General features: G+C 74.9%; 11 protein-coding genes and 1 riboswitch. Of the genes, 3 read left to right on the forward strand and 8 right to left on the reverse strand.

From position 1 onward, the window contains the following. Positions 1-74: 74 nt before the first annotated feature. The gene (locus QK440_RS10265; protein WP_282792712.1) at positions 75-878 is read right to left on the reverse strand and encodes an isocitrate lyase/phosphoenolpyruvate mutase family protein; all 804 of its coding nucleotides are present in this window, start codon (positions 876-878) and stop codon (positions 75-77) included. A gap of 95 nt (positions 879-973) precedes the next feature. Then, positions 974-1432, reverse strand: coding sequence for a carboxymuconolactone decarboxylase family protein (locus tag QK440_RS10270; protein WP_282792741.1), 459 nt, complete (start codon positions 1430-1432; stop codon positions 974-976). Between the two features lie 136 nt (positions 1433-1568). Between QK440_RS10270 and QK440_RS10275 the strand changes: the two genes are divergently transcribed. Then, on the forward strand, positions 1569-3002 hold the full coding sequence (locus QK440_RS10275; protein WP_282792713.1) for a PLP-dependent aminotransferase family protein: 1434 nt from the start codon (positions 1569-1571) through the stop codon (positions 3000-3002). 116 nt (positions 3003-3118) lie between these two features. On the opposite strand, the gene QK440_RS10280 is transcribed toward QK440_RS10275, so the two are convergent. After that, positions 3119-3991 carry a hypothetical protein gene (locus QK440_RS10280; RefSeq protein ID WP_282792714.1) on the reverse strand — a complete coding sequence of 291 codons (873 nt, stop codon included), beginning with the start codon at positions 3989-3991 and terminating at the stop codon, positions 3119-3121. Positions 3992-4665: 674 nt separating this feature from the next. Between QK440_RS10280 and QK440_RS10285 the strand changes: the two genes are divergently transcribed. Next, the gene (locus tag QK440_RS10285; protein WP_282792715.1) at positions 4666-5298 is read left to right on the forward strand and encodes a hypothetical protein; all 633 of its coding nucleotides are present in this window, start codon (positions 4666-4668) and stop codon (positions 5296-5298) included. Positions 5299-5356: 58 nt separating this feature from the next. Here the strand turns inward: QK440_RS10285 and QK440_RS10290 are convergent, their stop codons facing one another. The 4 genes from QK440_RS10290 to QK440_RS10305 all read right to left on the reverse strand — a co-directional run bounded on the left by QK440_RS10290 (position 5357) and on the right by QK440_RS10305 (position 8586). Then, a complete protein-coding gene (locus tag QK440_RS10290) occupies positions 5357-5764 on the reverse strand; it encodes an SgcJ/EcaC family oxidoreductase (protein ID WP_282792716.1) in 408 nt (135 codons plus the stop codon). A 146-nt stretch (positions 5765-5910) separates the two neighbouring features. Continuing rightward, on the reverse strand, positions 5911-6792 hold the full coding sequence (locus QK440_RS10295) for a polysaccharide deacetylase family protein (RefSeq protein ID WP_282792717.1): 882 nt from the start codon (positions 6790-6792) through the stop codon (positions 5911-5913). A gap of 115 nt (positions 6793-6907) precedes the next feature. Further along, positions 6908-7567 (reverse strand): NAD(P)H oxidoreductase, encoded by a 660-nt coding sequence (locus QK440_RS10300; RefSeq protein WP_282792718.1) that lies wholly within the window; start codon positions 7565-7567, stop codon positions 6908-6910. Beyond that, a complete protein-coding gene (locus QK440_RS10305; protein ID WP_282792719.1) occupies positions 7567-8586 on the reverse strand; it encodes an NADP-dependent oxidoreductase in 1020 nt (339 codons plus the stop codon). The genes QK440_RS10300 and QK440_RS10305 overlap by 1 nt, the downstream gene beginning before the upstream one ends. A gap of 752 nt (positions 8587-9338) precedes the next feature. Here QK440_RS10305 and QK440_RS10310 point away from each other — a divergent pair. Beyond that, positions 9339-12713 (forward strand): BTAD domain-containing putative transcriptional regulator, encoded by a 3375-nt coding sequence (locus QK440_RS10310; RefSeq protein WP_282792720.1) that lies wholly within the window; start codon positions 9339-9341, stop codon positions 12711-12713. Here QK440_RS10310 and rocD read toward each other — a convergent pair. Beyond that, entirely contained in the window at positions 12710-13912 is a 1203-nt protein-coding gene (rocD, locus tag QK440_RS10315) for an ornithine--oxo-acid transaminase (RefSeq protein ID WP_282792721.1), read from the reverse strand. The two genes, QK440_RS10310 and rocD, sit on opposite strands and share 4 nt — an antisense overlap. A gap of 172 nt (positions 13913-14084) precedes the next feature. Further along, positions 14085-14175: riboswitch (ZMP/ZTP riboswitch) on the forward strand. Positions 14176-14193 lie beyond the last annotated feature (18 nt).

Consider the following 14193-nt stretch of genomic DNA (forward strand, 5'->3'; position numbering starts at 1 on the left):
GCCGATAAGGCGGGGTCCAGGGGCGGCAGCCCATGGTTTCGGGAAGGGGCGGGCTCGGGGAGCCCCCGGCAGGGTCAGCCCAGCCCCGCCGCGATCTCCCGCAGGGCCTCCATGGCCCGCCGCTGCAACCCCGGCCCGAAGGTCACCCGGGAGGCACCGAGCTTCCCGAGTTCCGTGGGGGAGGGCCCACCCGGCACGCAGATCGCGTTCAGCGGAGCGTCCACCCGCTCGCGCAGAGCGGGCAGCACCTCCACCGGCGCCATGATGACGTAGACGCAGTCCGCCCCGGCCTCCACGTACAGCCGGGCCCGCGCCACCGTCTCCTCCAGGTCCGCGACCCCCCGCACATACGTGTCGACGCGCGCGTTGACGAACAGCTCCCGCCCCGCGGCCTCCCGCACGGCGGCGAGGTACTCCGCCTGCTCACGGGGGTCCTTCAGACGGCCATCGGTGGAGTCCTCCAGGTTGCACCCCACGACCCCGGCGTCCCACAGCCGTCCCACCAACTGCCGCGCGGGCAGCCCGTACCCGTCCTCCACGTCCGCGCTGACCGGCACGGACACGGCCCGCGCCACCCGCGCGACGGCCTCGAACATCTCGCGCGGCGGCACGGCCCCGTCGGCGTACCCGAGCGACGCGGCGACACCCGCGCTGGGCGTGGCGAGCGCCGGGAACCCGGCCTCCTCGAAGACGCGGGCGGCGGCGGCGTCCCACGGCCCGGGCAGGACCAGCGGCTCCCCGGGCGCCCTGTCGCGGTGCAGGGCGCCGAACGCGGCGGCGGTGGCGGTCACTTGTGCTCTCCCGGCTGGTAGGTGGGCGGCTTGCGGAGGCTGACGTTGCTGCGGGTCGAGGCCGATCGTGGCGTCGCGCTCGATCATGGGTGGGCTGCTCCGTTCCCTTCGGTTTCCTTCGGTCCTCCGGCCTGCGGCGGCCGCGGGGTCCCGGTACGGCGGTCGGTCGGCAGGTCGGTCAGTCAGTCGGCCGGGCGGTGCGCCGTCGACCCCGGGGTGTAGTGCCCGGGCACCATCCGCGTGGTCACGGCGAACCGGTTCCAGCCGTTGATCAGGGTGATCGCGGCGATGAGGTGGGCCAGCTCCCTGTCGTCGAAGTGCCGGGCGGCCCGCTCGTACACCTCGTCGGGGACGAAGCCGTCGGTCAGGACGGTCACGGCCTCCGTCAGCTCGATCGCCGCGATCTCCCGGGCGGTGTAGAAGTGCTTGGACTCCTCCCAGGTGGAGAGCTGCACGATGCGCTCGACGCTCTCGCCCGCCGCGAGGGCGTCCTTGGTGTGCATGTCGAGGCAGAACGCGCAGTGGTTGATCTGCGAGGCGCGGATCTGCACCAGCTCGTAGATCACCGGGTCGACGCCCTTCTTTGCGGCGGCGGCGAGCCGGATCATGGCCTTGTACGCCTCCGGGGCCAGCTCGGCCATGTTGAGGCGGGGCGTGTGCTCGGGGAGGCGCTCGTCGCCGTGCGGGTGGGGAGCGGCGGTCGTCCGCGGTGTCTGCGTCGTGTTCGTCATGCAACGAACGTACGGCCGGATTAGCCCACCGATATGGTCCACTCCCATGGAGAATTCGTGGGCCACTTCGGACGCCGGAGATCCCCCCGCCACGACGGCGCGGAGCTTCGACCTCCACCTGGACGCGCTCGGCAAGGGCCCCCGCTCCGGGGTGCGCCGGGGCCTCACGGACGCGCTGCGCGAGGCGGTCCGCGGTGGCCGGCTCGCCCCCGGGACGCGGCTGCCGTCGTCCCGGGCGCTCGCCGCCGACCTCGGGGTCGCGCGCAACACCGTCGCCGACGCGTACGCGGACCTCGTCGCGGAGGGCTGGCTCACCGCCCGCCAGGGCTCGGGCACCCGGGTCGCCGCCCGGGACGTGCCGCGCCCGGAGCGGCCCGCGCGCCCGCCCCGCACGCGCGGCGGCCCCGTGCACGACCTGATGCCCGGCACCCCCGACGTCACCTCGTTCCCGCGCGCCGAGTGGCTGAAGGCGGCCCGGCGCGCGCTGGCAGCGGCCCCCGGCGACGCCCTCGGCTACGGCGACCCGCGCGGCCGGATCGAACTGCGCCGGGCCCTGGCCGGGTACCTCGCCCGCGCCCGGGGCGTCCACGCGGTCCCCGACCGCATCGTCGTCGTACCGGGCTTCGTGCACGGTCTCAGCCTCCTCGCCGAGTTCCTGAGCGAGCGCGGCCTGCGGGACATCGCCGTCGAGTCGTACGGCCTCGACCTGCACTGGAACCGGCTCGCGCGGACGGGGCTGCGCACGCGCCCGCTCGCCCTCGACGAGCGGGGCACGCGCACCGACGGCCTCGCCGGGCACCGGGCGGTGCTGCTGACCCCCGCGCACCAGTTCCCCATCGGCGTCCCGCTGCGCCCCGACCGGCGGGCGGCGGCCGTCGAGTGGGCGCGGCGGGCGGACGGGCTGATCCTGGAGGACGACTACGACGGCGAGTTCCGCTACGACCGCCAGCCGGTGGGCGCCCTCCAGGGCCTGGACCCGGACCGCGTCGTCTACCTGGGCACGGCCAGCAAGTCCCTGGCTCCCGCCCTGCGGATCGCGTGGATGGTGCTGCCCGCGGCCATCGCCTCCCAGGTGGCGGAGCTGAAGGAAGCGGCCGGGGCGTCCGGCGGCGCGCTGGACCAGCTCACGCTCGCCGAGTTCCTGACGTCCGGGGCGTACGACCGCCATGTGCGCGCGGCGCGGCTGCGCTACCGCCGCCGCCGCGACCAGCTCGTCGCCGCGCTCGCCGAGCGCGCCCCCGACGTCCGCGTCACCGGCATCGCGGCCGGGCTGCACGCGGTGCTCGAACTGCCGCCGGGCACCGAGCAGGTGGTGGTGCAGTCCGCGAGCTGGCAGCGCCTGGCGCTCCAGGGCCTGTCCCGCTTCCGCCACCCGGCGGCGACGGCCGACCGGGGGGACGCGCTGGTCGTCGGCTACGGCACCCCCGCCGACCACACCTGGCCCGCGGTCCTGGACGCCCTGTGCCGCGCGCTGCCGTGACCGGCAAAGCGCCCGTCACCTGGGCCCGGAGCGTGCGCCGCGCCATGTCCGGTACGACGTAACCGTCCCGGCCCGCGGCGGGCCCGCGGGGTGCTGCCGCCCGCGGGCCCGGGGCGTCACGACTTCTTGAGCGCGGCCAGCGCGTCCCGGGTGTCGGACGTGAGCATGTCCTCGGCCTCCTGGTCGGAGGGCGGCCGGGTGCCGCTGGTCGAGGTGCCGCCGTACCAGCTCCAGCGCAGCTCGTACGTGAACCACCCGTCCCGCACGCCGAGCGTCATGCTGGCCAGCTCCTTGTCACCGCTCGGGTCGCGCCGCTCGGTGACCAGGAACGCCTCGTCGCCGAGGCCGTCGACCGCCTTCGTCTCGTACTTGTACGTGGGCTGCGAGCGGTCCTCGTACTGCTTGTAGAGGGAGGCGAACTCCCCGGTGGGATCGGTGTTCTTGTGCCACTGGGCGGTGGCGTACACGTAGATGCTGCTGTAGTCGCTCGCGCCCGCGTTCCGGTCCTTCATGCTCCAACTGCAGTTGTTGGCGTCGAGCCCCTCCTGGCGGGAGGCGTAGTGCGTGGTGGGGTCGGTGGTGTCGCGCGGCTCGTAGCGCTTCTTGAGCGCCTCGATGGTGACGGTGTCGCAGAGGTTCTTCTGGTACCGGTACCCGCCGAGCGCGGCCTTGCCGCCGCTGTCGTCGTCCAGCGCGCCGGTGCCGAACAGCACCCCGCCCCAGACGGCGGACGCGACCACCACGCCCCCGAGGCCCCACAGCCACCCGGGCACGGGCCGCTTCCCCGCGGGCGGGCCGCCCGGGGCCGCGCCGGGCGGCCCGAAGCCGGGCTGGGGCTGTGCGTGCGGATACGGGGCCGGGGGCACGGCGCCCGCGGCGGGCTGCTGCGCGTACGGGTTCTGCTGGTACGGGTTCGGGGACTGCTGGGGCTGCGGCTGCGGCGGCTGGGACGGCTGCTGCGGTGGCTGCGGAGGCGGCGGCATGGACATGCTGGGAAACGTACCGTGCGAATCACCGATTCCGCCCCGGCGGGCCTCCTGGTCGCGTACACGCGCTCTCCCCACCCCTCCCGCCCCGCCTCCACACCTTCTCCAGGACCGCCGGGACCCCCGCCACCAGGGCCGGGCCCCCGGCCGGACGGGCCGCCGGGCCCCCTTAGAGTGGGCGCTGATCGCGTACGTACAAGTGCGCGGCCGTACGACGACACGGGGGAGTGTCACCAGACATGGCAGAGGCCACGGCAGCGGAACGGACACCTGCGGCGCGACCGGACCGGCGGCCGCACCGGCGTCGGCGGCGCCACCCCTGGCGGCACGTACCCGCCTGACCGCCCCGGCTCGCCGCAGGCGCTCTTGGCCGCCTCGGGAGCTTGAGCCCCGGCCGCCCGCCGGGAGGCCCCCCGGAGACCCCGGGAAACCCTGAGGAACCTCCGGGAGAGCCCGGGAGCCCCTAGGGACCCCGGGAGCGCCCTGCCGCGCCCGCCGCCCGCGAGCCCGCGCCCTGCCGCGCGCTCTACCGCCCCGGAGCCACGCCCCCGGAGGGCTGCTTCGGGGCACCCCCGCGCGCCCCGGCCCGGCTCCGCGCTCCCGGCGTGGGTCCCCCCGCAACACGTACGCCCCACGACTTGCCCCCCACACCAAGAAACACCAGATCAGGAAGCAGCATGAGCACTCAGCGAGCAATGCAGACCCGTCGGCGCCTCGGCCTCGCCGCCACCGCCGTGATCACCGCCCTGGCCGTGACGGCGTGCGGCGGTTCGGACGGCGGCAAGAAGAGCCGCAAGGGCGGCGGCTCCGACGCCGGGGCGTCGTCATCAGAGGCGCCCAAGAACCTCAAGCTCGGCCAGGCCGGCCCCGCGCAGGAGATCACCAAGTACAAGAAGACCGGGAAGTTCTCCATCACGCCGACGAAGGTCACCCTCGGCAAGCCGGAGGACCTCAAGGAGCTCAAGGACGACAAGAAGTACGGCGACAAGAAGATCGCCTGGATCTACGTCAAGGCCAAGCACGTCGGCGGCGACCCGGTGAAGGAGCCGACGGTGATGAGCGACGTCGGCGCCGAGACCACGGCCGGCAACCCGGCGACCAGGTTCATCCTCATCGGCGACCTCTCCAGCATGCCCGCCGACTGCAAGCGCCACGACGCCGCGAAGACGCTCGGCGGCGACGACATCTGGAAGGCGGGCGAGGAGCGCACCATGTGCGAGCCGTACCTGATCCCCGCCGACACCGAGGTGAAGGCGGTCACGTACTCCCAGGGCTTCTACAAGGAGCCCATCAAGTGGGCGGTCCGCTAGGACCCCCGAGCGGCCCCGCGCCCTGCCCTCCTCCGCGGGGCGGGGCGCGGGGCGTGCCTCACGCGGCCTCGGCCCGCACCTGCGTGTTCTGGTTGGCGTGCAGCAGCCACCGCCCGTCCTCCTGCTTCGTCATGACGTACAGCGGCGCGCCCTCCGAGCCGTCGGTCTCCGAGTGGTAGACCTGCCGCACCTTCACGGCGGCGACGTCCGGCCGCAGGAACTGCACGTGCACGACCTCGTACGTGACCTCGCCGTCCCATTCCACCGAGGGCAGCACGGCCCGCGTGAAAGCGGCGATGGCGTCGAAGCCGATGAGCACCTTGCCGTGACCGGTGGTCCACAGCGCCTCGGGGTGGAACAGCTCGAGGAACCCTTCGGCGTCCTTGGCCCGCTGCGTGCGCTGCACGGTGGCGACGACGTCCTTGATGGCCTTGATGTCCGCGTGCTGAGCGGTGTCTGTGTTCATGCCCACCACTCTGGTACCTCAAGCGGACTTGAGGTCAAGGGGGTTACTGCGGCTGCCGTATGAAGTCGGCCCAGGCGGCGGGCGCGATGTGGCACCGGTATCCGGCCAGGGGCAGCGGGGCGGCCGGACGACCCGGCCGCCTCCGCTCAGGCCCGCGCCGAGCGGTAGTGGTCCGCGATCTCGTCCGACGTCGTCACCCAGACGCCCGGGTGGTTCACCACGTACTCCAGGGCCTGGTCCAGGTACTTCGCGCGGAAGGCCTGGCCGATGACGAAGGGGTGCAGGGCCAGCGGCAGCACCCGGCCGCTGTCGGTGGCCTCCGCCTCCGCGGACAACTGGTCGACCTGGTCCTTGACCATCTGGACGAAGTCCGGGCCGCTGGTGCTCTTCACGACGAAGAGCTGGATGTCGTTCAGCTCGACCGTGTACGGCACGCTCAGCACGCCCGGCACGTTCAGGGCGAACGGCTGGTCGTCCGCCGTCCAGTCCAGTACGTAGTCCAGACCCAACTCCGCGAGCAGGCGCGGGGTGTTGAACGTCTCCGTCAGGCCCGGGCCCATCCAGCCGCGCGGGCGCGTGCCGGTCGTGCGCTCGATCGTCCCGACGACGTCCTTGAGGGCCGCCCGCTCCTCGTCCTCCGTCATGTCCGTGTGGAGCACCGAGTTGGTCCTGCCGTGCGCGAGCCACGCCCAGTTCCGCTCCCGCCCCGCCGCGACGATCTGCGGGTAGCGGTCGCCGACGTCGGAGTTGAGCAGGGCGCTGGCGCGCACCCCGTGCCGGTCCAGCGTCTCCAGCATCCGCCAGAAGCCCACCCGGTTCCCGTAGTCGCGCCAGCCGTGGTTGAGCGGGTCGGGCGTGAGGGCCGAGGTGCCCGGATAGATGCTCGTGGACGGCTTGCCGACCTCGAAGTGCTCGATGTTCAGGCCGACGTAGAAGGCGACGCGCTTGCCCTCGGGCCAGTGGAGCGGCTCACGCTCGACGATGGGGCTGTAGTCGTAGAGCTGGTTGTCCATGAGCTGGTTGTCCATCTCCGATCACCTCTGCTGAAATGGCCGCTGTCGGCGGCGGTTTCCGTTCGCGTGACCTCATCGTCGAACCTTCACATTGATGTGAGGGTCAAGCGCGTGATGCGTGTGGCGCCTGTCACGCGCCGTCGGGCCCGGCAGGCACGGCAGGCGCGGCAGGCATGGCAGGCATGGCGGGCGCGGCAGGCGCGGGCACGTGCGTCCCCGCCATCAGCTCGTCCAGCGCCGCCTCCAGTACCGCGAAGGCGTCCGCCCCCGCCGTCAGCGAGTCGTACACGTACCGGACCGTGGCGCGCTCGGGCCCGATGCCGCAGTACTCCGAGATCCCCGTGCGGAGCACCCGCGTCACCGTCTCCTCCCACCCCGACCCGGCGAACTGCTCCCGGCCGTACGCCGTCAGCCCGAGCCACAGCATCCGCGTCCGGCCGAGCAGCGGCTCCGCCCGCCCGTACGCGAAGCCGTGGTTCCACACCCGGTCGATCCACCCCTTCAGCAGGGCCGGGAGGCCGAACCACCACACCGGGAAGACGACCACGATCGCCTCGGCGTCCGCCACCCGCCGCATGTGCGCCCGCACTTCGGGCGAGTACGCCTTCTCCGGGTCACCCCAGTCCGGCTCGTCCTCGGGGGACATCCGGGGGTCGAACCCCTCGGCCGCCAGGTCCAGGAAGTCGACCGTATGGCCCCGGGCGGTGAGCCGGTCCCGGGCGTGCCGGGCGAGCTGGGACGTCAGCGCGTCCGTACGCGGATGACCGGTGACGACGAGGACGGCGGCCATCACTCGGCCCCTGCGGCGAGGCGGACCAGCATCTTGCCGGTGTTGGCGCCGCGCAGCACGCCGAGGAAGGCGTCCGGCGCGTGCTCGATGCCGTCGACGACGGTCCGCTCCGTGCGCAGCGAGCCGTCCGCGAGCATCGCGGCGGCCTTCCGCGTCCACTCCGGGAACAGGTCGAGGTGGCTGGTCACCAGCATCCCGCGCAGGGACGCCTCCTGCTTCGCGGCCTGGAAGAGGTTGTTCGGCCCGGGCGCCGGGGTCGTGTCGTTGTACGTGCTGATCGCGCCGACCAGCGCGATACGGCCCTCGCGGCGGATGGCGCCGATCGCCGCCTGGAGGTGGTCGCCGCCGACGTTGTCGACGTACACGTCGATGCCGTCGGGCGCCGCCTGCGCGAGCTGCTCCGCCAGGCCGCCCTGCCGGTGGTCGAGGGCCGCGTCGAACCCGAAGGTGTCGAGGAGCTTCTTCGTCTTCTCCGGCCCGCCCGCCGAACCGATCACCCGCGACGCGCCCAGCGCCCGGGCCACCTGCCCCGCGACGCTGCCCACGGCCCCCGCGGCGGCCGACACGAACACGACGTCGCCCTCCCGTACGGGGGCGGTGCGCGTCAGCGCCGCGTACGCCGTGAGGCCGGTCGTGCCCAGCGGGCCGAGGTAGGCGGAGGCCGGGGCGAGCGCGGTGTCCACGACCGTGGCCGCGGCCGCGTCGACCAGGGCGTACTCCCGCCACCCTGCGAAGTGCGTGACCATCGCCCCGACCGGCACCTCCGGCGCCCCGGACGCCACGACCTCGCCCACGGCGCCGCCCTCCAGCGGGGCGCCCAGCTCGAAGGGGGGCATGTAGGAGGGGGCGTCGTCCATGCGGCCGCGCATGTACGGGTCCACGGACATCCAGTGGTTGCGGACGAGGAGGGTGCCCGGGGGCGGGGTGTCGGGGAGGGTGGTGGTGGCGAGGGAGAAGTCGGTGGGGGCGGGGGTGCCGGCCGGGCGGGCGGCGAGGCGGATTTCGCGGGACGTGGGCATGGTGGCCTCCTGTGCTGCGGTGTTCTCTGGACAGGCCCTACCGTGCCTCGGGCCACGCACGCCCCACTGACGCCCCACGCACGACGCCCCTGGGCCCCCGCCCCCCCACCCGCCCTCCGTCGGCCTCCGGCCTCGTCCTCAAACGCCGGACAGGCTGGAACCGCCCCCACACCCCGCCGTCGCCACCCGCGGGCACGTCCCCCACCCACCCGCCCTCCCATCGGCCTGGCGGCCTCGTCCTCAATCGCCGGACAGGCTGGAACCGCCCCCACACCCCGCCGTCGCCGCCCGCAGGCACGTTCCCCACCCACCCGCCCTTCCATCGGCCTGGCGGCCTTGTCCTCAATCGCCGGACGGGCTGGATTGGTCCGCCTCGCGCCTTCGTCAGTGCGGGTGCCGGACGGCCGACGACGGCGAGTCGGGGAAGGACCAGCCCGTCCGGCGTTTGAGGACAAGGCGCGGAGCGCCGTTGCGGGGGAAGGGGTGTCTGGCGACGGCGAGTCGGGGGCATCTCAGCCCGTCCGGCGTTTGAGGACGAGGCGCGGAGCGCCGTTGGGGGAAGGGGTGGCCGACGGCGGCGAGTCGGGGGGATTCCAGCCCGTCCGGCGTTTGAGGACGAGGCGCGGAGCGCCGATTGTGGGGGAGAGGGGCGGAGCCCCAGACGAGAGGGCGGGGGGCCGGGGGCGGCAGCCTCCGGTTCGGGGAGGGGTGGGGCTGGGGCGCCCCGCGCGGGCCGGACGTACCGTGAGCCCATGCGATACGAGGTCCTCGGCCCCCTGGCCGCCCGCACGGGCACCGGCACCCCCACCCCCGTCCCCGAACCAAAGGTCCGCACCCTCCTCGCCGCCCTCCTCGTCCGCGCAGGCACCCCCACCCCCGCCGACACCCTGATCGAGGACCTCTGGGGAGAGGGCACCCTCCCCGCCAACCCCACCAACTCCCTCCAGACCAAGGTCTCCCAACTCCGCCGCGCCCTCGGCCGTGACCAGGTGACGTACGGCCCGGCGGGCTACCGCCTGGTCCTGGAGGAGGGCGCGACGGACGCCGCCCGGTTCACGGCCCTGACGGCCAAGGCGTACGCGGCGACCGACCCCCGCACCCGCGCCTCCCTCCTGACCGACGCCCTGGCCCTGTGGCGCGGCCCCGCCTACGCCGACGTCCGCGACGCGCACTTCGCCCGGGCCGCCGCCACCCACCTGGAGGAGCAGCGGCTCACCGCCCAGGAGGCCCTGGCCGAGGCCCGCCTCGACCTCGGCGAACACGCCCCGCTGGCCGACGAGTTGGCCGCGCTCGTGGACCGCGAGCCCCTGCGTGAGCGGCTGCGCGCGGCGCACATGCGGGCCCTGTACGGCGCGGGCCGCCCCGCCGAGGCCCTGGCCGCGTACCACGACCTGCGCACCCGGCTCGCCGACGACCTCGGCACCGACCCCGGCCCCGAACTCGCCGCCCTGCACGAGGCGATGCTCCGCCAGGACCCGTCCCTGACCACACCGAAGGCCACACCGAAGGCCGCGCCCGCCCCCCGGTCCGCCACCCGGTCCGCGGCGACGCCGCCCACGGACGCCCCGACGGCCCCGCCCGCCACCACGACACCCCCGCGCACCAACCTTCCCGCCCCCACCACAGGCCTCATCGGCCGCGCCGATGCCGTGGCCCGCGTCCGGGAACTCGTACGGAACGAACGCCTGGTGACCCTCACCGGCCCCGGCGGCGTGGGCAAGACCCGCCTCGCCCTGGAAGCGGCGGCGGGCCTGGCGGACGACTTCCCGGACGGGGTCTGGCTGGTGGAACTGGCCGGTACGACCGAGCACGGCGTCCCCGAGGCGGTGGCCGCCGCCCTGGGCGTCCGCGAGGACGACCCGACCCGCCCGGCGTACGGGGACGAGCCGCACGGCGGCGACCACGCCCGGCCCCAGGAGACACCGGCCCTCCGGTCCCCGGGAGCCCCGGCGGCACACTCCCTCGCCCGGGCCCTCGCCCCCCGCACCCTCCTCCTCATCCTCGACAACTGCGAACACGTCCTGGACGCCGCCGCCGAGCTGACCGCCCACCTCCTGCGCCGCGCCCCGCGCCTGCGCGTCCTCACCACCAGCCAGGAGCCCCTCGCCCTCACCGGCGAGAGACTCGAAGCCGTCGCGCCCCTCGGCGAGGACGAGGCGGTGCGCCTGTTCGCCGAACGGGCCCGGGCCGCCGCCCCCGGCTTCACCCTGACCGACGCCGACCGCGAGGCCGCCGCCCTCATCTGCCGCCGCCTCGACGGCATCCCCCTGGCCGTCGAACTCGCCGCCACCCGCGTCCGCGCCCTCGGCGTGCACGCCCTCGCCGACCGCCTCCACGACCGCTTCCGCCTCCTCACCCAGGTACGCCGCGACGCCCCGGCCCGCCAGCGCACCCTGCGCGCGATGATCGACTGGAGCTGGGAACTCCTCACCCCGCCCGAACGCCGGGCCCTGCGCCGGCTCGCCGTCTTCCGCGGCGGCTTCACCCTGGAGAGCGCGGAAGCGGTCCTGGACGGCGCGCCGGGCCCGGCCGCCCCGCCCGGGGAACCCACGGAAGGCACGGCGGACACCGTCCTCGACCTCGTCACCCGCCTTCTCGACCGCTCCCTCCTCACCCCCGCGCCCCCCGCCCCGGGCGCCGGTCCCGGCCCGGACGGCGGCGACGGCGGCCCCGTCCGCCACCGCATGCTGGAGTCCGTCACCGCGTACGGCCTCGAACGTCTCGCCGAGGCGGGCGAGGCCGACGACATCGCACGGCGGCACGCCCGCCACCACGCCGACCTCGCCGAACGCGCCGCCCCCGCCCTGCACGGCCCCGACCAGCGGCTCTGGCTGCGCCGCCTCGACGCCGAGACGGTGAACCTGCGCGCCGCCCTGGACCGCGCCGCCACCGACGGCGACAGCGCGCTCGCCCTGCGCCTGGTCAACGCCCAGACCTGGTACTGGTACCTGCGCGGCCGCCTCACCGAAGCCGTCCGCTCGCTCGACCTGGCCCTGGGCCTGGCCGCGCCGCCCGGGGACCCGGCGCGCGGCGCCGCTGCCGCCGCCCGCGGCGCCTTCGGGCTGCTCGTCGGCGAGGAGCACTGCGCGTACGACGCCACCTGCGCGCCGAGCCCCGACGGCGCCGGTGCCCGCGCCCGCTGGCTGCTCTCCTTCGCCCGCTGCGGCTTCGACCGCTCACCCGAGGAGGACCGGCGGGTCGACGGCCTGCTCGCCGAGTTCCGCGCCACGGGCGACCGCTGGGGCGAGGCCGCCGCGCTCGGCACCCGCGCCACCCGCGCCCTGTACCGGGGCGACCTCGCGGCGCTGCGCCGCGACGCCGGGAGCGCCGCCGCCCTCTTCGCCGAACTGGGCGACCGCTGGGGCCAGTTGCAGTCCTCCGAACAGCTCGGCGTCCTCGCCGAGATAGCCGCCGACTACGACACCGCCGCCCGCCTCCAGCGGGAGGGCATGCGCGGCGCGGAGGAACTCGGGCTGTGGACCGAGGTCTCCTTCCGCCTCTCCCGGCTCGGCCGCCTCGCGCTGCTCACCGGCGACGACGCCCGGGCCACCGACTGCCACGAACGCGCCGCCCGGCTCGCTGCCCGGCAGTCCCACCGGCCCGCCCAGCAGTTCGCCGAGACCGGCCTCGCCCTCGGCGCCCGCCGCCGCGGCGACCTCGACGCCGCCGAACGCCACCTCGCCCCCTGGCTCGACTTCAACCGCCGCTTCGGCATCGTCTCCGGCACCGCGCTGGTCCTCGCCCAGCTCGGCTACGTCGCCGAACAGCGCGGCGACGCCGCCCGCGCCGAGCACCTGCACCGCGAGGGCCTCGCCGCCGCCCGGGCCGCCGGCGACAACCGGGCCGTCGCCCTCGCCCTCGAAGGGCTCGCCGGCGCCCGCTCCCTCGCCACCGACCCCGCCGCCCTCACCGAGGCCGCCGGGCTCCTCGGCCGCGCCGCCGCCCTCCGCGCCGCCGAGGGCGCCCCGCTGCCCCCGGCCGAACGCGCCGACACCGACCGGGCGGCGGCCCGCGTCCGCGCCGCCCTCGGCGACGCGGCCTTCACCGCCGCCCACGACGCGGCGTACACGGCGTACACGGCGCGCACGCGGGGCGAGGCGGCCGGGGCCGGGGCCGCGGACGGCTAGGAGAGCACCGCCCGGAGCTGGTCGAGCCCCCAGTCCAGGTCCTCCTTGCTGATCACCAGCGGGGGAGCGATCCGGATCGTCGAGCCGTGGGTGTCCTTCACCAGGACGCCGCGGGCCATGAGCTTCTCGGAGATCTCCCGGCCCGTGCCGTGCGCCGGGTCGATGTCCACCCCGGCCCACAGGCCGCGCCCGCGCACCTCCACCACCTTCCCGGAGCCCGCGAGCAGGCCCAGCTCCGCGTGCAGGTGCTCGCCCAGCTCCGTCGCCCGCTGCTGGTACTCGCCCGTCTCCAGCATCGCCACGACCTCCAGCGCCACCGCGCACGCCAGCGGGTTGCCGCCGAACGTCGAGCCGTGCTCGCCCGGCCGGAACACCCCGAGCACGTCCGCGTCCGCCACCACCGCCGACACCGGCACCACACCGCCGCCCAGCGCCTTGCCCAGCAGGTACACGTCCGGCACCACGCCCTCGTGCTCGCACGCGAACGTCCGCCCCGTCCGGCCGAGACCCGACTGGATCTCGTCCGCGACGAACAGCACCCCGCGCTCACGCGTCAGCTCCCGGACGCCCGGCAGGTATCCCGGCGGCGGCACGAGCACCCCCGCCTCGCCCTGCACCGGCTCCAGGAGCACCGCGACCGTGTCCTCGGTGACCGCCGCCCGCAGCGCCTCCAGGTCGCCGAACGGCACGATGTCGAAGCCCGGGGTGAACGGGCCGTAGTCCGACCGCGCCTCCGGGTCGGTGGAGAAGCTGACGATCGTCGTCGTACGGCCGTGGAAGTTGCCGCTCGCCACCACGATCCGCGCGCGCCCGTCCGGGACGCCCTTGACCCGGTACCCCCACTTCCGCGCGGTCTTCACCGCCGTCTCCACGGCCTCGGCGCCCGTGTTCATCGGCAGCACCATCTCCTTGCCGCACAGGGCCCCGAGCCGCGTACAGAACTCCGCGAACCGGTCGTGGTGGAACGCGCGCGACGTCAGTGTCACCCGCCCCAACTGCTTCCTGGCGGCCTCGACGAGCCGGGGGTTGCCGTGGCCGAAGTTGAGTGCCGAGTACCCGGCGAGCATGTCGAGGTACCGGCGGCCCTCGACGTCCGTCATCCACGCGCCCTCCGCCGACGCGACGACGACGGGAAGGGGGTGGTAGTTGTGCGCGCTGTGCGCTTCGGCCGAGGCGATGAGGTCTTCCGTAGCAGACACGGGAACTCCGTTTCTCGCGTTCGCACTCCGTTGTGCGGTCCTACGGCTTCCAACGGCGCAAGGAGGGTCTCGCGGTTCAATGGGGGACAGGGGCGCCTTCGTGGCCCCATACCTATCGTCGCTCGCACCGTGAGCGAACCCTGACACGGCGGCGTGCCCGCTACCCTGGTTTCCACAGCACGGCGACTGGCGCACAGGGAATCGACCCTGAGGGAGCCGTGCGAGGCAACACCTTCGAGGTGCCGCCCGCCTGGGCACCCCGGGACCACGATCGGACACCA

It is taken from the genome of Streptomyces sp. CC224B, assembly GCF_030010595.1.
Lineage (GTDB): Bacteria > Actinomycetota > Actinomycetes > Streptomycetales > Streptomycetaceae > Streptomyces > Streptomyces longispororuber.